The sequence below is a fragment of the Mesorhizobium sp. LNHC252B00 genome, assembly GCF_000502955.1.
In the GTDB taxonomy this organism is placed as follows: domain Bacteria; phylum Pseudomonadota; class Alphaproteobacteria; order Rhizobiales; family Rhizobiaceae; genus Mesorhizobium.
Genome location: NZ_AYWO01000002.1, coordinates 24,872 through 43,011 on the forward strand (window position 1 = coordinate 24,872; position 18,140 = coordinate 43,011).

Here is an 18,140-nt window from a genome sequence, read left to right on the forward strand (position 1 = left end):
TCTTCGGCGTGCCATGCGGTGGCAATCGCTCCCGCTCATCATCGGCTTCGCAGTGTTGGCGCTGATCGTCGGAAGCCGTGCCATGCTGGTCGAGGGCCAGAGGGCCAATCGCGCCGCCGCGCGCGAAGCAATCGAGTATCAGCAATTGCTTTCCGAGCTGCTTTCGCTGGCGCAAGACGCGGAGGGCGGTCAGCGCGGCTACCTGCTGACCGGCGAGAAATCCTATCTCGAACCCTATCGGCAAGCCGTCGACGCAATTCCCGAGCAACTTGCGCATATCGAAGGCATGACCGCCCCCGACGACCAGGTCGTCCAGCAAATCAACCACATCAAGGAGGCGCTTTCGCAAAAGCAGGCTGAAATGGCCGAGACGATTGCGCTGTATGACCAAGGCAATGCGACAAAGGCGCTGGATCTGGTCCGCAGCGGCCAGGGCAAGGCCGCCATGGACGAAATCCGGACAAGCATGGATGCGATCCGACGCATCAGCGCCGCCGCCCTCGCTGCGCGCGACAGCCATACCGACCAGGTCGAGGCCTGGCTGCGCATCGGTTCGCTGGCGGCGCTGCTGGCGATCTTCCTGCTTGCCGCCTACACGATCAGGCAATCGCGTCGCCGCTTTCACGACGTGGTCGTCGTCCAGGAAGAACTGATGCGCAAGAACATCGCGCTCGGCCATGAGATCCAGACGCGCGAAAAGGCCGAATCCCAGATACGCCAGATGCAGAAGATGGAGGCAGTCGGCCAGCTGACGGGCGGTATCGCCCACGATTTCAACAACATGCTGGCTGTGATCATCAGCGCCATGAACCTCGCCCAGCGCAAGCTGGCGCGCGGCGAACACGACATCGAAAAATTCATCGAAGCGGCGGTCGACGCAGCGACCCGTGCCGCCAATCTGACGGCCCGGCTGCTCGCCTTCTCGCGTCAGCAGCCACTGGCGCCGCAGATCGTCGACGCCAACCGTCTGCTGACCGGAATGTCGGACCTGATCCGGCGGGCACTCGGCGAAGCCATCCGCATCGAAACCGTGCTGGCGGGCGGCTTGTGGAAGATCCATGCCGACCCGAGCCAGATCGAGAACGCCATTCTCAACCTCGCCGTCAATGCACGCGACGCCATGGGAGATGGCGGCAAGCTGACCATCGAAACCGCCAACAGCCATCTCGACGACAACTACGCCGCAGCACATGCCGATGTCGAGGCCGGCCAGTATGTGATGATCGCCGTCAGCGACACCGGTTCGGGCATGGCCCCCGAAATCATAGCCAGGGCCTTCGAGCCCTTTTTCACCACCAAGCCGGTCAACAAGGGGACCGGCCTGGGACTGAGCCAGGTATTCGGGTTCGTCAAACAGTCGGGTGGCCACGTCAAGATCTATTCCGAACCCGGCGAAGGCACGACGGTCAAGATATACTTGCCGCGATTCTTCGACCCGCAGGGACCTGTCGTGTCGGGCGGGCGCGGCGAGAATCCCGCCGCGCCGGTCACCGAAACGATCCTTGTCGTCGAGGACGATGCCGGCGTGCGTGCCTCCACCACGGATGCCCTGCGCGAACTCGGCTACGCCGTCATCGACGCGGCGAGTGGCCAGGAAGCGTTGCAGAAGCTGGCGGAAAACCCCGGCGTCGCACTTCTGTTCACCGATATCGTCATGCCGGTGATGAACGGCCGCAAGCTGGCGCAAGAGGCGGTCGCGCGCATGCCGCGGCTGAAGGTGATCTTCACCACCGGCTTCACCAGGAACGCCGTGGTGCACAATGGCGTGCTCGACCATGACGTGCATTTCCTGGCCAAGCCCTTCACCATCGAGCAGTTGGCGACGAAACTGCGCGACGTGCTGGACACGAAATAGGCCACATCGGAATGATCTTGATCGCTTCAGCCTGATGCAGCCGAGCTTGCCCACAGGCCGGATAATCGACTACGAACCCGCGCGGCGAAACCTGAAGGACCTCGTCATAGCCGAACATGGGCGCGGCGTAGGCGTAGCGAGCCTCATCGAGACGACGGTAGCTCTGTTCGAGGCGCGCCAGCTTGAGCTCCGGAAAGGTCAGGTAGGCGGCGGGGGCGGGCGTCGCCTCGCCGATGCCGAGATCGAACCGGCGGATCGCCAGAAGGTTCGATGCCGGCGTGAACCCGAGGTCGACGTCGACGAGGCCGGCGACATCCCGCTGGACTTCGCCGTTCAGCATCCAGCGGCCATCCGAACCGCGTTCGATCGCATAATGCAGCTCGCGCGTGCCGAGAAAGCCGTCGACCCGCGCCGCCCGTGTGCGCCAGCCGGCATCGCAATCCACCTCATAGGCAAGGCAGCATGGCTTGCCGTCCTGGATGAAGATGGCCTGCCCCTTGAGGCTGTGCCCGTCGTCGGTCGGCGAAAGCAGGCAGGCGTCGTGGCCCTCCAGGTCCAGCCGGCGCCAGAGGATCGAAGCCGTTTCCTCTTTCATCGTCATCTCCTCGAACTTCAACCCTGTCCTCTTTTCGCCCGGCGGGCCAATTGTGTTTCGACGAGATGCCCGACAGGTGACATGTGCTGACAGAACCTGTCGCTTCGACTGCATCGAAAAATGCTGCCTTGACATTCGCGGTCTCACGCCCGACTTCCTAGCGTTCGAGGAGACCAATCGATGCCAGAGCCCCGACGATCGACGATCGATGCCGGAGAGGTGGAACGCTTTTCCGCCCTAGCCGCCGAATGGTGGAACCCGAACGGCAAGTTCCGTCCGCTGCACAAATTCAATCCGGTCCGGCTGTCCTATATCCGCGACCAGATAGCGACGCGCTTTGGCCGTGATCCACGCGCCGCGAGGCCTTTCGAGGGTCTGCGCATCCTCGACATCGGCTGCGGCGGCGGCCTGTTGTGCGAGCCGATGGCGCGGCTTGGCGCCGAAGTCGTTGGCGCGGATGCCTCCGAAACAAACATCGAAGTGGCCAAGCTGCACGCGGCCGAGGTCAATGTCAGCGTCGATTATCGCGCCACGACTGCCGAGGACCTTGCGGACGCCGGTGAGAAATTCGACGTCATCCTCAACATGGAAGTGGTCGAGCATGTCGCCGACATCGACCTGTTTGTCGCCAAATGCGGCGAGATGGTCCGGCCGGGCGGCATCATGTTCGTGGCCACCATCAACCGCACGCTGAAGGCGCTCGGACTGGCCATCATCGGCGCCGAATACGTGCTGCGCTGGTTGCCGCGCGGCACCCACCAATTCGGCAAGCTGGTGCGCCCGGAAGAGCTTGAGAAGGCACTTGGCAGCGCTGGCCTCACCGTCATCGACCGCACCGGAGTCACCTACAATCCGCTCGCCGACCGTTGGGCGCGCTCGAAGGACATGGACGTCAACTACATGGTGCTGGCGGAAAAAAGCTCGGTCTGACCCTGTTCGGAATCGAGCGGCCGATAGCCACCGCGCCAATAGATCGCCCTGGGCGGCTCGGCCGATACCCGGTGGCGAAGCCGCTCACGCAGGCTGGCTTTGCGACTTCGTGCTGATCTGATTTTGTGCACTGGTGGTGATGAAAACGCCGGCGGTGATGATGACCGCGCCCGCCCAGGTCAGCAACTGATACTGCTCGCCGAGGAAGATCGTGCCGGCAAACAGGCCGACGGCCGCCGCCACGTAGCCGATCTGGCTGAGGTAGACCGGACCGCCGACCGCCTGCAGCCTAAAGAAGAAGGCGAACATCGCCGACGCCGACGCAGCCTGCGCGACGACCACCATCGGCACGCCGCTCAGGGGAGCGAAGGCCTTGACGCCGAACACAGCCAGAATGCCGACAAGCAGTATCGCCGCCGATGCCAGGTGGCTGCCGACGGCAAGCTCGATGGGGCCGGTGCCGTGGGGCCAGTCGGCCGTGCGGTAGATGTTGCCGGCGGCAAGGCTGACCGGGATGAGCAGCCCCATCACCACCCAGACCAGATCGGCCGGCTGGCCGGCCTCGCCGCGCGTCACCGCCACCATGACGGCGCCGACAAAGCCGACGGCAATGCCGACAATGCCCAGCATGTTCGGGCGCCGGACACGCAGCAGGATGGAGAACACCAGCGTGATGACCGGCGACAGGGTGAACATGATGCCGGTATAGCCGGCGCCAAGATGCGGAATGGCCGAGAACATCAGGAGATTGGGCACGGCATAGGACACCGCCGCGGTGACGAAGAAATAGCGCAGTTCGTGCGCCGTGACCCGGACACGCTGGCCGCGTAGCAGCAAGGCGCACAACAGCACGCCGCCGGCGCCAAGCGAGATGACGAAAGCCCAGACCATGGCCGGCACGCCGGCAGCGGTGGCGAGTTTGCCGAATGGCAGCGTCAGGCCGAGCAAACCGCCGGTGACGACCAGCAGTCCGAGCGGCGAATCCCAGAGAAATTTCATCATCGAACCCTGTTGCGAGCGGCCCTTGGCCGGCATTGCATCTTGAGGTAAGATAATGGAAAGATTCTTAACGTCAAGATATATGATGGTGAGACAGTTGGACAGGGCAGCAAGGGCGATCGAGCAATGGAAGCGGGAGCGGCCCGATCTGGATGTCTCGCCCATGGCAGTGCTCGGGCGGCTGAACGAGGCCGCCTCGCTGATCGCCCGCGAGCACCTCGGTCCATTGTTTGCCCGTTATGGATTGCAGTCCGGGGAATTCGACGTGCTGGCCACACTGCGCCGCTCTGGCTCGCCTTACGCGCTGACGCCGACCGCCCTCTATGAAGCGACGATGGTGACGTCCGGCGCCATGACCAACAGGCTCGACCGGCTCGAAACGTCCGGATTGATCCTGCGCGGGCCACACCCCAACGATCGGCGCGGCATCGTCGTGCGGTTGACCGAAAAGGGGCTGGCTTTGATCGACGAGGCAGTTACCGCCCATGTTGCCAACGAGCACAAGATTCTGGCGAGCCTGACGCAGGCAGAAAAGGAAACGCTCTCTCGGCTGCTTGAAAAGCTGATCGGCAGCGTCAGCTAGCCGCTCAGTTGCGGTCGTCCGGGAACACCGGGATCGGCATGAACTCGACGCCGTCCTCGGCCAGGCTCTTGGCCTCGTCCAGCGTCGCCTCGCCATAGATGCCGCGCGGGTCGCTTTCGCCGAAATGGATCTTTCGGGCTTCCTCCGCGAATTTGTCGCCGACATAGTCGGCATTCTCGCGCACCTTCTCGGCCATCGCCTTCAGTTGCGCCAAAGCCTGCTTCTGCGCCTCGCCCATGGCGAGCGCGATCGTTTCCTGCTTGCGCGCCGTGGAGACGGCCGGCGCCATCAGCGCCTTCTGCACCTTGTGCGAGCCACAGGTCGGGCAATCGACAAAGCCGCGCTTCTTCTGGGTATCGAAATCTTCGTTGCTGCGAAACCAGCCTTCGAATTCGTGCTCATGCTCGCAGATCAGGGAAAAACGGATCAAGAGGCTGCACCCCTGAGACGCGGCGCCTCGCCCGAGCCGTTGACGGCAAAATCCCGCGCATTTTTCAAATTGGGGATCTTCTTGCGCGCGGCAAGCGACTGCGCCGGGTCGATTTCGGCGACGATCACTGCCGGCTCATCATGTGCGGCTTCCGCGATGATACGGCCCCACGGATCGACGACCAGCGAATGGCCATAGGTCTCACGGCCGTCTTCATGCAAGCCGCCTTGCGCGGCGGCGACGACATAGGCGCCGTTCTCGATGGCGCGCGCCCTGAGCAGCACATGCCAGTGCGCCTCACCGGTCTGGCGGGTGAAGGCGGCAGGTACGGAAAGCAGATCGGCGCCGGCCAGTGCCTCGGCGCGGAACAATTGCGGAAAGCGCAGATCGTAGCAGATCGCGAAGCCCAGTTTCGCGCCCTCGATCTCGGCAACGACAGCCTCGGTCCCCGGCTCATAGGCAGAGGATTCGCGCCAACTCTCGCCATTGTCGAGATCGACGTCGAACATGTGGATCTTGTCGTAGGTGGCGAGCGTAGCGCCATCCGGGCCAAACAGCAGCGCCCGGTTGGCGAGCTTGCCGTCGGCGCGCGCGATGGCGGTCGAGCCGATATGCAGGAAGACGCCGAACTCCTTGGCAAGTCTGCGCGCGGTCGCGACGACGACATCCTTGTCCTCGGACGTGAAGGACGCGGCGCGGGCTTGCCTGTCGCGGATCAGCGCGCCGGTCATCTCCGGCGTCTGGATGTAAGTCGCACCTTGGCCAGCAGCCTCACGCACCAGCCGCTCGAGATCGACGGCGTTGCGCTCGGGGCTTTCGCCTGAACGCATCTGGATTGCAGCGGCCTTGAAAACACCCATCGCCATCTTCCTCAATTCGTCGCGCCATTGGCGAGCAGTTTGTCCAGCCGGCCTTCGGCTTCCAGCTCATGGAGGTCGTCGCAACCGCCGACATGCGTGTCGCCGACGAAAATCTGCGGAAAGGTCGAGCGGCCACGGGCGCGGGAAATCATCTCCTGGCGCAGTTCCGGCGAGAAGGAGGCATCGTGCTCGGTGAAGGCAACGCCTTTGCGTTCGAGCAGCCGCTTGGCTGCCGTGCAATAGCCGCACATCATGCGGGTGTAGATGGTAACTTCGGCCATGACGAATTTCCGCTGTCGTTGCCGACTTATATAGTCACGGACTCGTCCGCCCGGAAGTCCCCCGGCAACACACGCGCGAAGGTCAGCACGTCGACGGCGGCCGCACCTCCCCTTTTGAGCGCCTTGGTGGCGGAACGCACGGTGGCGCCGGTGGTGTAGACATCGTCGATCAAAAGCACGCGGCGGCCGGCGATCTCGATTTCCGCCTCGGCGGGCACGCGAAAGGCGGCCCGCACATTCTCCTCGCGCTCGCTGCGCTCCAGCCCAACCTGCTGCCGGGTGAGTTTTACGCGCCGCACCGCCGAGGGCGCGAACGGCAAATGACTGAGCGCCGAGACCGCCCTCGCCAATTCCGCCGATTGATTGAACCGCCGCCTGAAAAAGCGCCGCCAGTGCAGCGGCACCGGCACCACCACATCCGCCTGCGCGATGAGATCGGCACCGGCGCGCACCATCCAGCGTGCCATCCATGGCGCGAGATCGGTGCGATCCTGGTATTTCAGCCCCTGCACCATCTGGCGGGCAACGCCGGAATAGGCCACAGCCGCCCGCGCCCGCTCGAAAGGCGGCGGATCGGCAATGGCCTCGGCGGACAGAAAGCCCTCGCCCATATGGTGGGTGAACGGCGTGCCCATCACCGGGCACCATGGCCGTTCCAGCAGCCTGAGCTTCGGCCAGCAGGCGCCGCACAGCACGCCGGGCTGCGAGACATGCCTTCGGCAGCCGGCGCAGACCGGCGGAAACAGGATGCGCGCAGGCCAGCCGAGAGCCGATCGGGCGAAACTACGGATCTCGACGGACTTGATCTTGGGCATCGGATCGGCCACGTGGTTGGTCCTGCGATCACTATATCAACGATCTATAGGCGTGGACAAACAAGGATCTGCCCGTTGCAGCCGATAATGGATACCTCTCTGTGGCTGGCGCACAAGCGGCGCGCGCTTGCCCATCCGGTCGACGGCGCGGACTTCCTCATGCGCCGCACCGCAGAGGACCTTGCCGACCGCCTTGGTGCCGTCGAGCGCCGGTTCGGCAAGGCCGCCGTGCTGTTCTGCCAGACACCGGCTGCAACCGAAATGCTCGCCCAAAGCGGCAAGGTCGCCGACATTGTCCGCGTCGAGACGGATAGGACGTTCCTGAACGATGGCGGCGCCGGCATGATCGCACCACTCGAAACCGTGCCGTTCGAGGCGGAGAGCCTCGATCTGGCGGTCTCGCTTCTGTCGCTGCAGGCGATGAACGACATTCCCGGCATGCTGATCCAGATCCGCCGCGCATTGCGGCCGGACGGGCTTTTCCTCGGCGCCTTTGCCGGCGCCGGCACGCTTTTCGAGTTGCGCGAAAGCCTGCTTGCGGCAGAGACCGAGCTTTATGGCGGCGCCAGCCCGCGTGTGATCCCGTTCACCGACGTGCGCGAGGCCGGTGCGCTTCTGCAGCGCGCCGGCCTTGCTCTGCCGGTCGCCGATGTCGAGACGGTGACGGTGCGCTACGCCAGCCTGTTCAACCTGATGGCGGATTTGCGGGCCATGGGCGAGACCAATGCGCTCACCGATCGCAGCCGGCGGCCGGGCTCGCGCACGCTGTTTGCCCGCGCGGCGGAAATCTACGCAGAGCGGTTCTCCGACCCCGACGGCCGCGTGAGGGCAAGTTTCTCGATTGTCTGGATGTCCGGCTGGGCGCCCGACGCATCGCAGCAAAAACCGCTGAAGCCGGGTTCGGCCAAGGTTTCGCTGAAGGCGATCCTGGAGGCGCCAGACGGGCAATGATCCTGCCCGCAATCGCGGAAGAATTGGATCAGGGGGTGGGTGCGAAAGCGTTCGCAAGCCTGCTGCTGTTGTCGCTGAACAGCCAGATGATCCCGTCGCGGACCTGACCGATGCCGCCGACGATGGCCAGCGACAGCACAGCGATAATCACGCCATATTCGACGGCCGTGGCGCCGGTCTCGTCTTTCAGAAAACGCAGCAGCACTGCTTTCATGGCCTGAACCCCTCTGGCCCGGACCTTACCGGCGATCTGTTAAGAAAGGTTAACGGCAAAGGCTTAACAGGCCGTGAAACAGCCGCGTTCGCGAAAAGTCTTAACCATGTCAGCAATCGCCGCTGCTTCTGCCATTGGACCTGATGATGCAGACCGAACCGGGCTGCGGCTGCAGCACACTGCGGCGCAGCGTATAGGTTTCGCGATGACTCAGTGAGCCGGTGGCCGTCATGTCGAGCCCGGCAAGACCGTCGCGGGCAGACAGCGGGCGTGTCTGGTTGTCGAGGAAAGAAGTCGCGATCAGCGCCAGCGCCACCGCAGCCGAACCGAACAGCAGCGTGATGCGCAATATCCCCATGCCCGCATCGGCGGCGCGAAAGCCGCGCTCTGGCCGGATCGAGTCCCAATCCCTGTCTAGGCTCATGCTATCGCTCCCCAGCAAATCGGCGGCGCGACCGTGAAACGGCCATGCTTCAATTTTTCACGATGAGATAAATCTTCCATTAACGCTGGCTGATACGAGGGCTCGATCGGCAATCGGACGGGAGCGCGCTCAAAGAAGGTCGATGAGGAACGGGATCAGAGGCGCATCGGCCGGCGGCATCGGGTAGTCTCGCATCTGCTTCGGCCGCACCCATTTCAGCGCCTGCCCTTCCCTCGGCTGGGCAATGCCGCGGAAGCGGCGGCAGATGAAAAGCGGCATCAACAGGTGGAAATCGTCGTAGGAATGGCTGGCGAAGGTGAGCGGCGCCAGGCACGGAATGTCGGTTTCGACGCCGATTTCCTCATGCAGTTCGCGAATGATGCATTGTTCGGGTGTCTCGCCGGGCTCGACCTTGCCACCTGGAAATTCCCACAGCCCGGCAAGTTGCTTGCCCTCGGGCCGCTGCGCCAAAAGCACGCGCCCGTCGGCATCGACCAGCGCGCAGGCGGCGACCAGGAGCATGCGCTTGCCGGCGATCATCACATCACTCATGACCAACTTCACCCATGCCACCTTCACCCATAAACAGGCGGCCGGCGGTAGTGGTAGCGGTAGACCTCGTCGAAGCCGAGCGAATGGTAGAGCGCCAGCGCCGGCACATTGCCGGCCTCGACCTGCAGCCAGGCTTCCCGTGCGCCTCGCAACCGCGCCCATTTCAGCGCCGACAGGATCAGGTTGCGGCCGTGGCCCTTGTTGCGCGCCGACTTGTCGGTGGCGACCTCGAACAGGCCGGCGAGGTCGCCGTCATGCACGCAGATAAGCGTTGCCAGCGACTCGGTTCCATCTTCGAGCGCGAACAGGCCGGCCTCGGGCTGGATGGCACCGATGATCTCCGACAGCCCAGGCCGCAGCGACACATCCGAACCGCTGACCTTGAGCGAGGCGCCGATAAAGCGGCTGATGTCTTTCAGCGGAATCTGGTCCATGGCGGCGTCGAGGTGCGCGTCGGCCAGCGGCAGCCGCATCACCAGCGACTCGTCGAACCGGCTCCAGCCTTCCTTGTCGAGATGGATGGCGAGCTCGGGACCCGACAGCGGCGACATGCGAAACGTCAGCGGCCTGCCATAGGCATCGAAACGGCGGCTGGCCCGGCCGATACGGTCGGCAATGTGCTGGGTGTCACCGGGATCGAGCGGGTTGACCGAGTTCAGCCGCTTGGCCGGATGGCCGGCGGTCAGCCGCACCACCCAGGTGCCGTCATAGTGGACGGCCGCTGCAGGCCAGGCGCGAAAGCCGGCCGCCTCGTAGCGGCGCACGATCGCGAGCATGCTTGCCGGATGCCTGGAGCCCAAGACCATCAGCTCCGGTAATCGCCGTTGATGGCGACGTATTCCTTGGTGAGATCGCAGGTCCACACCGTCGCCTTGCCCCGGCCGATGCCGATATCGGCGCGGATGCGGATATCGTCGCGCTTCATGTAGGCTGACGTCGCCTGCTCGGAATAGGCAGGATCGCGCTCGCCTTCATGCGCCAGCCTGTTGTCGCCGAACCAGATCGACAGCCGGTCCCGATCGGCGGGCTCGCCGGCCTTGCCGACGGCCATGACGACGCGGCCCCAATTGGCGTCCTCGCCGGCGACCGCCGTCTTGACCAGCGGCGAATTGGCGATCGACAGCGCGATGCGCTTGGCCGAGCGCGCCGATTTGGCGCCGGTGACGGTGACTTCGACCTGCTTGCGGGCGCCCTCGCCGTCGCGCACCACTTGCAGCGCCAGCGATTTCAGCACCTTGCCGAGCGCCCGGCGGAACGCTCCAAGGCGGGCATCCTTGGGATCGGTTATATCAGGCGCGCCGCGCTTGGCGGCCTTGCCGGTGGCGAAAATCAGCAGCGTATCGCTGGTCGAGGTGTCGCTGTCGACGGTGACCGCGTTGAAGGTCTTCGCCGTGCCGCGCGACAACAGGTCCTGCAAAACAGGGGCGGCGATCGGCGCGTCGGTGGCGACGAAGGAGAGCATCGTTGCCATGTCGGGCGCGATCATGCCGGCGCCCTTGGAGATGCCGTTGATGGTGACGTCGGTGTCGCCGAGCTTGACGGTCGCGGTCGCCACTTTCGGATAGGTATCCGTGGTCATGATCGCCTTGGCCGCTTCGGTCCACAGGTCGGGCTTGCCGTTGCTGACCAGCCCCGCCAGCAGATGGCTGAATTTGCTGGTGTCGAGCGGCTCCCCGATGACGCCGGTCGACGCCAGGAAAACCTCGCTTGCCTTGCAGCCGGCCGCCTTGGCCGCCGCCTCGCCCGTCAATGCGGTCGATTCGCGGCCTTTCTTGCCGGTGAAGGCGTTGGCGTTGCCGGAATTGACGACCAGCACCCGCGCCTTGCCGGCGCTGAGATTCTGCCGGCAGAAATCGACCGGCGCCGAGGGGCATTTCGACTTCGTGAACACGCCGGCGACCGCGGTGCCTTCATCGAAAACCATGGTCAGCAGATCGGTGCGGTTCTTGTACTTTATCCCCGCCTCGGCGGTGGCGATGCGCACCCCCTCAATGGCCGGCATTTTGGGGTACTTCTTCGGCGCAAGCGGCGAAATCGTCGTGGACATGCAGACCTCGGGCGGCAAAAATCGCAAGGGAAGGCCGGTTTGCCCGATACGCCGCGCGGGCGCAAGGGCGTTGTCTTCGCTTTGCAGGACGGGCCAACTCGGGATTAAGCGTGCATTTCAAATCTGTTGGCGTCGCCGGGAGCTATGGCGTTATGAGGTCATCGAGGGCAATGACCTCGCCAAGCGCGAATTCGAACATAGCATCGGCGAGTTCTCCCCATCATCCAGATAGGAATTTTTTCCTTGACCCATGAGGGCAGCTATGCTAGATATTCAGCCATGGTGCTGATTGCGCCAGTGACCCGCCGCGCAGGCGGGTTTTGCGTTAGGAGCTTCTCCGCCCAACACGTAGGGGCTTCAAGGGACAAAGTTAACGCGGGTTCGTTGCCTGGCGCGACCATCACCGCCGTCCAGAAGTTTGAAAACGCGGCGTTTCGTTTGAGCGCCAGGTCACCTATGCTGCCGGCAAACTTGGTGGCGAGGACGACAGAAATGGCCGAGGACGCCGATCCGGCGCGCAGATCGATCGGTGCGCGACGCAACCCCGACAGCGCCGATGCCATTCTCGAGGCCGCCGAGGCCGTGCTGGTCGAGGCCGGCTACGCCGGTTTCTCGATCGAGGCGGTGGCGCGGCGGGCCCGCGCCGGCAAACCCACCATCTACCGCTGGTGGCCGAGCAAGGCGGCATTGCTGCTCGAAGTCTACCAGCGCCAGAAACGCGTCGATGTTCCCGATACCGGGCGACTGGAGGAGGATCTCGTCGGCTTCGTGAATAATTTGTTCGCCCACTGGCGCGAGACATCGTCGGGCAGCGTGTTCAGGTCGCTGATCGCCGAGGCTCAGTCGGATGATACGGCGGCGGCTGCGCTCAGCGACTATGCACTGGGCCGACGGTCCCATACCGGTCAGATCGTCGAACGCGCCAAGGCAAGGGGCGAAATCCCGGCCGAAATCGATCCGGCTGTTGTCGCCGACCTGATCGCCTCCTTTGCCTGGAAGGATCTGTTGACCAACCGGCTCGACGAGGACGAAGCGACCATACGCAAGGCAGTCGGTTACATCATGCGAGGCATAGCGGCGCCCGGAAGGTAAAATCGGCCGATGCTGGCCGAAAAAAGGGCGCGGCAACCCTTGGCTGCCGCGCCCCTCTTCAAAAAACTTCCTGCAGGCTTACTTGGCGCTTTCCAGCGTATCGACCGCCTTCTTCAGGTTCGCGTCGGGGATCTCGACCTTGGCGCCGGCGCGCAGCGACTTGACCAGCGCGAAATACTTGTCGCGGATGACCGCCTGCTTGGCCTGGTCCTTGACGTCGTCGAAGGCCGGCGGCTGCTTGGTGCGCTTGTCCTCGAGCTTGATGACATGCCAGCCGAACTGCGACTGCACCGGCTGCTCGGTGTATTTGCCGACCTCGAGCGCGAAGGCCGCCTTGTCGAACTCCGGCACCATCTGGCCGGGTCCGAACCAGCCGAGATCGCCGCCGCTGGTCTTGCCTGAAGGATCGCTGGTGTGCTCGTTGGCGAGCTTCTGGAAATCGGCGCCGCCGTCGAGCTGCTTGATGATGGCATCGGCCTCTTCCTTGGTCTTAACGAGGATATGGCGGGCATGCACCTCGTTGGTGGGCGGCGTGTTGGCGATTTCCTGGTCGTAGCGGGCGCGAACCTCGGCGTCGGTGACCTTGTTGACGACGCCCTTCTCGACCATCTCGCCATGCAGCGCGCGCTGCTGCAGGAAGGCCATGCGGCGCTGGAAGTCGGGATCCTTGTCGAGCCCTGTCGTGACCGCCTGGGCGGCCATGACCCGGATTTCGATGGCGGCCGAAAGAGCGGCGGCGCGGCGCTGTTCGGGCGGCAGCTGTGCAAACTGCTGCGACAGCTCGCCTTCGGCAAGCACCAGGTCGGCCTCGGTCAAGGGCTGGCCGTTGACCGTGGCGATAACCGTATTCGGATCGACCGGTGCCGCGGCCGGCGCAGTTGCATCCGCCGGAGCGGGAGCGGTTTGCTGCGCCATCAGCGGCGACAGCGAAAGGGCCGACAGGCCGAAGGCCAAGCCAAGGCTGGCAAGCGACGCACGGCGGAACAACAAGGACATAAGACGACTCCGGTGGGGATTGTAAGGACGGGTGGCTTCCAGATCAGCCAGATTGTGGCGGAATTTGGCGCGCCCGGCAGGCCCAGCGCGGCGTTGACATCAGTTGAGCCCCCTCTTATCTGTCCAACGACTTTGCGTCCAGAACCGTTTTCCGGGCGCTTTTTGCGTTTGTCCACGTTCACGTGGAGTTGATGGGGCCGGCCGGCGCTCATCTCATGTTTGAGAATTCTATCGAAAGGACCATTGGATGGTCAGTCTCGGCGGTCTCGCCCGTAAGGTTTTCGGTTCCTCCAACGACCGTCGGGTCAAATCGACCCGGCCCCGTGTCGAGGCGATCAACGCCATGGAAAACGAGATGCGGGCGCTCTCCGACGAGGAGCTGGTCGGCCGCACCGCGAAATTCCGCCAGGACATCGCCAACGGCGCCACGCTCGATGACCTTTTGGTGCCAGCCTTCGCCACTGCGCGCGAGGCGGCGCGCCGCGTGCTCGGCATGCGACCCTTCGATGTCCAGCTGATCGGCGGCATGGTGCTGCACAATGGCGGCATTGCCGAGATGCGCACCGGCGAAGGCAAGACCCTGGTGGCGACGCTGCCGGTCTACCTGAACGCGCTCGCCGGCAACGGCGTCCATGTCGTCACCGTCAACGATTACCTCGCCACCCGCGACTCCGAATGGATGGGCCGCGTCTACAAATTCCTCGGCCTCTCGGTCGGCGTCATCGTGCACGGCCTGTCCGACGAGGAACGCCGCATCGCCTATGCGTCCGACGTCACCTACGCCACCAACAACGAGCTCGGCTTCGACTACCTGCGCGACAACATGAAGTACGAGCGCGCCCAGATGGTGCAGCGCGGTCACAATTACGCGATCGTCGACGAGGTCGATTCCATCCTGGTCGACGAGGCGCGCACGCCGCTGATCATTTCCGGTCCGCTCGAGGACCGTTCGGAAATGTACAACACCATCGACACCTTCATCATCCAGCTGCAGCCGCAGGATTATGAGATCGACGAGAAGCAGAAGACCTCGATCTTCACCGAGGAAGGCACCGAGAAGCTCGAAAACCTTTTGCGCGACGCCGACCTGCTCAAGGGCGAGTCGCTCTACGACGTCGAGAACGTCGCCATCGTCCATCACGTCAACAACGCGCTGAAGGCGCACCGGCTGTTCCAGAAGGACAAGGATTATATCGTGCGCAACGGCGAGATCGTCATCATCGACGAATTCACCGGCCGCATGATGCCGGGCCGTCGCTATTCGGAGGGCCTGCACCAGGCGCTCGAAGCCAAGGAGCATGTGGCGATCCAGCCGGAGAACCAGACGCTCGCCTCCGTCACCTTCCAGAACTATTTCCGCCTCTACAAGAAGCTCTCCGGCATGACCGGCACGGCGCTGACCGAGGCCGAGGAATTCGGCAACATCTACAATCTCGACGTCACCGAGATCCCGACCAATCTGCCGGTCATCCGCATCGACGAGGACGACGAGGTCTACCGGACGGTCGAGGAGAAATACAAGGCGATCGTCCGGGAGATCCGCGAGGCTAGTGCCAAGGGCCAGCCGACGCTGGTCGGCACCACTTCGATTGAAAAGTCCGAGCAGTTGGCCGAGCGCCTGCGCAAGGAAGGCTTCACCGGTTTCGAGGTGCTCAACGCCCGCCATCACGAGCGCGAGGCCGCGATCGTCGCCCAGGCCGGCAAGCCGGGCGCCATCACCATTGCCACCAACATGGCCGGCCGCGGCACCGACATCAAGCTTGGCGGCAACGCCGAGATGCGCATCGAAGAGGAACTCGGCGACATGCCGGCCGGTCCGGAGCGCGAAGCACGCGAAAAGGAAATCCAGGCCGACGTCGAGCGCCTGAAGGAAAAGGCGCTGGCCGCCGGCGGCCTCTACGTGCTCGCCACCGAGCGCCACGAATCGCGCCGCATCGACAACCAGCTGCGCGGCCGCTCCGGTCGCCAGGGCGACCCCGGCCGCTCGAAATTCTTCCTGTCGCTGCAGGATGACCTGATGCGCATCTTCGGCTCCGAGCGCATGGACGGCATGCTGCAGAAGCTCGGCCTCAAGGAAGACGAGGCGATCATCCATCCGTGGATCAACAAGGCGCTGGAAAAGGCGCAGAAGAAGGTCGAGGCGCGCAACTTCGACATCCGCAAGAATCTGCTGAAATATGACGACGTCTCCAACGACCAGCGCAAGGTGGTGTTCGAGCAGCGCATCGAGCTGATGGACGGCGAAGGCCTGAGCGAGACCATCGCCGAGATGCGCGAGGGCGTCATCGACGAGATCGTCGCCAAGGCCATTCCCGAAAACGCCTATGCCGAGCAGTGGGATGTTGCCGGCCTGAAGGCCGAGGCCGCCGAATTCCTCAACCTCGACCTGCCGATCGAAGAGTGGGTCAAGGAAGAGGGCATCGCCGAGGACGACATCCGCGAGCGTATCGCGCAGGCCGCCGACGCCGCCGCCAGGGAGCGCGCCGAGCGCTTCGGCCCGGAGGTGATGAACTATGTCGAACGTTCGGTGGTGCTGCAGACGCTCGACCATCTGTGGCGCGAGCACATCGTCAATCTCGACCATCTGCGTTCGGTCGTCGGCTTCCGCGGCTACGCCCAGCGCGATCCGCTGCAGGAATACAAGAGCGAGGCGTTCGAGCTGTTCCAGGCGATGCTGGGCAATCTGCGCCAGGCCGTCACCGCGCAGCTGATGCGCGTCGAACTGGTCCGCCAGGCCGCCGAAGCGCCGCCGCCCGAAGCCCCCGACATGTTCGGCACCCATATCGACGGCACCACCGGCGAGAACGACTTCGAAGGCGGCGAGACGGCGCTGCTGGTCCGCCCGGAGACAACCGCCATCGTCGCCCCCGAAGACCGCGACCCCAACAACCCTGCCACCTGGGGCAAGGTCGGCCGCAACGAAGCCTGCCCCTGCGGTTCGGGGAAGAAATACAAGCACTGCCACGGCGCCTTCGCGTAAGCGCGGCCGCCTCTTTCCCTTCTCCCCGTTCACGGGGAGAAGGTGCCGGCAGGCGAGTGACGGGCAATTAGCCGATCTCAGATTGATTAAAATACGCCTTGCCGCGTATTGGCAAGGTATTTTATCACTTTAAAAACTTCTTTCGACTCTACGTTGCTATTTCTGCTGTGTTCGTTGCTTAGCCAATCTTAAGAACCAGCTGGAAATGAGATGAGAAGACAGAAACCCTATCCGGGCGGCTGCTCGAACAGGACATATTGCCAGCAAAGGCAGACAATGCTTTACAGCCGATGCAGCCTCCGCCGTCGACACCAGCGCGAAAAATCGTCAAACCCCATACAGGCTGTGATTTCTGAAAACGCGGCAAAGATTAAATTGCGGTGACACTGGAGTCGTGATGACCGAACATGGAGAAAAGATCCTGTGCTTTGTCGCAAAGCGCTTGATCGCCTCGTTGCCTGTTAATACCGAGTAATCCAATCCTCTACAGCTATCATAAGATCCTTGCTGGTCCCTATCGCGTTGCGTATTAGTTTAGAAACATTCTCTCCATCCAATAGAACAGGCTTACCGAGTTCACTCTTCGGGATATCTAGGCGTCGCAACTTGCCCATATATTCTGGGTCTGCAAAGCCAGCTCTATGAACCATAACGTTCCTGACAGCGCTCAGTTCATCAAGCGCCTTGTTACCGAGCGCCTTGTCGATGCGACCAAACTTTTCGCTGAACGCGCTGGCGTATGCCTCTCTGATGGACGAAAGCCTGGTGAATTCGAAACGGCGCTGCTGGCGGAAAATCGAACCCATACTGGAACGTAGATCGAACCTATGCTTCTCAACTAGGCTTAGCGGAATGGATTTTAGTTCGAGTTTTGCGTTGCTCTGGTCAAAGGCTCCCTTGGAGGATGAGTTAGTCCGCGTCGCGTTTCCTTTTAACGACGATAGAACATCTGGATGAGCGTTTAGTGCGGCCTCCCACAGGTCGCCGAGCATTGTCTCGATTGCTGTCCATGTCCCTGTCGTATGGGCAACCAGTATATCGAGAAATCCATAGGCGCCAATTGGCGTTTCAGTAAGTCCATCTAGCGATTTTGCAGCGGCGAAATGAAATTCTCCTGCTTTTTCATCCCAATCAGACTGACCCATTCTTGCTAATGTTGCGGCGTTGTGGGCGCCGAGAATTTCCGAACGGCGTTTTGTTATTTTGACTGCTACGTTGGAGGCAATTGAGGACTCGTCTTGCACTACAGAGCCCGTCACTTCGAACTCGGCAATGTCATTGACTCTTTGGGTCAGAGCCATTCCTCCGGCTATTGAAGTCGGGAGCAACATAAGAAATCGAACGCGTGCAATATTTGCTCTGAACGCCTTGGCGACTGGCACTAAGCTCGGCAACTTTATGTCTGGCAATTCCCAATTTTCATGAGCAAGCTTCGTGATCTCCTGCAGTTTCAGGTCGCGAACCGAAAAGTCGGGGATGGATGCCATCGCGATACCCTAAAGCCACAAACATGATCTTTGGGGATATCACGCCGCC

General features: G+C 62.9%; 19 protein-coding genes. 6 read left to right on the plus strand and 13 right to left on the minus strand.

Annotated features, from left to right (window positions below):
• Nucleotides 1–13: 13 nt before the first annotated feature.
• On the plus strand, nucleotides 14–1,855 hold the full coding sequence (locus X744_RS166510; protein ID WP_023757179.1) for a CHASE3 domain-containing protein: 1,842 nt from the start codon (nucleotides 14–16) through the stop codon (nucleotides 1,853–1,855).
• Here the strand turns inward: X744_RS166510 and X744_RS27320 are convergent.
• Entirely contained in the window at nucleotides 1,803–2,450 is a 648-nt protein-coding gene (locus X744_RS27320; RefSeq protein WP_023757180.1) for a putative glycolipid-binding domain-containing protein, read from the minus strand. The genes X744_RS166510 and X744_RS27320 overlap by 53 nt on opposite strands.
• A 180-nt stretch (nucleotides 2,451–2,630) precedes the next feature.
• On the opposite strand from X744_RS27320, the gene ubiG reads away from it, so the two are divergent.
• Complete coding sequence (gene ubiG, locus X744_RS166505; protein WP_023757181.1) at nucleotides 2,631–3,380, plus strand: bifunctional 2-polyprenyl-6-hydroxyphenol methylase/3-demethylubiquinol 3-O-methyltransferase UbiG; 750 nt, start codon at nucleotides 2,631–2,633, stop codon at nucleotides 3,378–3,380.
• 84 nt (nucleotides 3,381–3,464) lie between these two features.
• On the opposite strand, the gene X744_RS166500 is transcribed toward ubiG, so the two are convergent.
• Nucleotides 3,465–4,379 (minus strand): DMT family transporter, encoded by a 915-nt coding sequence (locus X744_RS166500; protein ID WP_023757182.1) that lies wholly within the window; start codon nucleotides 4,377–4,379, stop codon nucleotides 3,465–3,467.
• Nucleotides 4,380–4,476: 97 nt separating this feature from the next.
• On the opposite strand from X744_RS166500, the gene X744_RS166495 reads away from it, so the two are divergent.
• Nucleotides 4,477–4,962: a MarR family transcriptional regulator gene (locus tag X744_RS166495; RefSeq protein ID WP_023757183.1), complete on the plus strand. Its 486-nt coding sequence runs from the start codon at nucleotides 4,477–4,479 to the stop codon at nucleotides 4,960–4,962.
• A gap of 4 nt (nucleotides 4,963–4,966) precedes the next feature.
• Here X744_RS166495 and X744_RS166490 read toward each other — a convergent pair whose 3' ends face one another.
• The 4 genes from X744_RS166490 to X744_RS166475 are packed head-to-tail and all read right to left on the minus strand — an operon-like array spanning nucleotide 4,967 to nucleotide 7,360.
• Complete coding sequence (locus X744_RS166490; RefSeq protein WP_023757184.1) at nucleotides 4,967–5,392, minus strand: DUF1178 family protein; 426 nt, start codon at nucleotides 5,390–5,392, stop codon at nucleotides 4,967–4,969.
• Complete coding sequence (locus X744_RS166485; protein WP_023757185.1) at nucleotides 5,389–6,252, minus strand: carbon-nitrogen hydrolase family protein; 864 nt, start codon at nucleotides 6,250–6,252, stop codon at nucleotides 5,389–5,391. The genes X744_RS166490 and X744_RS166485 overlap by 4 nt, the downstream gene beginning before the upstream one ends.
• A gap of 11 nt (nucleotides 6,253–6,263) precedes the next feature.
• Nucleotides 6,264–6,533 (minus strand): glutaredoxin 3, encoded by a 270-nt coding sequence (grxC, locus tag X744_RS166480; protein WP_023757186.1) that lies wholly within the window; start codon nucleotides 6,531–6,533, stop codon nucleotides 6,264–6,266.
• 26 nt (nucleotides 6,534–6,559) lie between these two features.
• The gene (locus X744_RS166475; RefSeq protein WP_023757187.1) at nucleotides 6,560–7,360 is read right to left on the minus strand and encodes a ComF family protein; all 801 of its coding nucleotides are present in this window, start codon (nucleotides 7,358–7,360) and stop codon (nucleotides 6,560–6,562) included.
• A 63-nt stretch (nucleotides 7,361–7,423) separates the two neighbouring features.
• On the opposite strand from X744_RS166475, the gene X744_RS166470 reads away from it, so the two are divergent.
• Nucleotides 7,424–8,299 carry a methyltransferase domain-containing protein gene (locus X744_RS166470; protein WP_023757188.1) on the plus strand — a complete coding sequence of 292 codons (876 nt, stop codon included), beginning with the start codon at nucleotides 7,424–7,426 and terminating at the stop codon, nucleotides 8,297–8,299.
• Between the two features lie 28 nt (nucleotides 8,300–8,327).
• Here the strand turns inward: X744_RS166470 and X744_RS166465 are convergent, their stop codons facing one another.
• The 5 genes from X744_RS166465 to argJ all read right to left on the minus strand — a co-directional run bounded on the left by X744_RS166465 (nucleotide 8,328) and on the right by argJ (nucleotide 11,536).
• Nucleotides 8,328–8,513 (minus strand): Flp family type IVb pilin, encoded by a 186-nt coding sequence (locus X744_RS166465; protein WP_023757189.1) that lies wholly within the window; start codon nucleotides 8,511–8,513, stop codon nucleotides 8,328–8,330.
• A 109-nt stretch (nucleotides 8,514–8,622) separates the two neighbouring features.
• On the minus strand, nucleotides 8,623–8,937 hold the full coding sequence (locus X744_RS166460; protein WP_023757190.1) for a hypothetical protein: 315 nt from the start codon (nucleotides 8,935–8,937) through the stop codon (nucleotides 8,623–8,625).
• Nucleotides 8,938–9,066: 129 nt separating this feature from the next.
• On the minus strand, nucleotides 9,067–9,489 hold the full coding sequence (locus X744_RS166455; protein WP_023757191.1) for a (deoxy)nucleoside triphosphate pyrophosphohydrolase: 423 nt from the start codon (nucleotides 9,487–9,489) through the stop codon (nucleotides 9,067–9,069).
• Between the two features lie 23 nt (nucleotides 9,490–9,512).
• Entirely contained in the window at nucleotides 9,513–10,265 is a 753-nt protein-coding gene (locus X744_RS166450; protein WP_031259569.1) for a GNAT family N-acetyltransferase, read from the minus strand.
• Nucleotides 10,266–10,294: 29 nt separating this feature from the next.
• On the minus strand, nucleotides 10,295–11,536 hold the full coding sequence (argJ, locus tag X744_RS166445; protein WP_023757193.1) for a bifunctional glutamate N-acetyltransferase/amino-acid acetyltransferase ArgJ: 1,242 nt from the start codon (nucleotides 11,534–11,536) through the stop codon (nucleotides 10,295–10,297).
• 492 nt (nucleotides 11,537–12,028) lie between these two features.
• On the opposite strand from argJ, the gene X744_RS166440 reads away from it, so the two are divergent.
• The gene (locus X744_RS166440) at nucleotides 12,029–12,628 is read left to right on the plus strand and encodes a TetR/AcrR family transcriptional regulator (protein ID WP_023757194.1); all 600 of its coding nucleotides are present in this window, start codon (nucleotides 12,029–12,031) and stop codon (nucleotides 12,626–12,628) included.
• A 78-nt stretch (nucleotides 12,629–12,706) separates the two neighbouring features.
• Here X744_RS166440 and X744_RS166435 read toward each other — a convergent pair whose 3' ends face one another.
• Nucleotides 12,707–13,624, minus strand: coding sequence for a peptidylprolyl isomerase (locus X744_RS166435; protein WP_023757195.1), 918 nt, complete (start codon nucleotides 13,622–13,624; stop codon nucleotides 12,707–12,709).
• A 247-nt stretch (nucleotides 13,625–13,871) separates the two neighbouring features.
• Here X744_RS166435 and secA point away from each other — a divergent pair, with 247 nt between their 5' ends.
• Entirely contained in the window at nucleotides 13,872–16,604 is a 2,733-nt protein-coding gene (secA, locus tag X744_RS166430) for a preprotein translocase subunit SecA (protein WP_023757196.1), read from the plus strand.
• Nucleotides 16,605–17,065: 461 nt separating this feature from the next.
• On the opposite strand, the gene X744_RS166425 is transcribed toward secA, so the two are convergent.
• Complete coding sequence (locus X744_RS166425) at nucleotides 17,066–18,091, minus strand: hypothetical protein (protein WP_023757197.1); 1,026 nt, start codon at nucleotides 18,089–18,091, stop codon at nucleotides 17,066–17,068.
• Nucleotides 18,092–18,140: the final 49 nt, after the last annotated feature.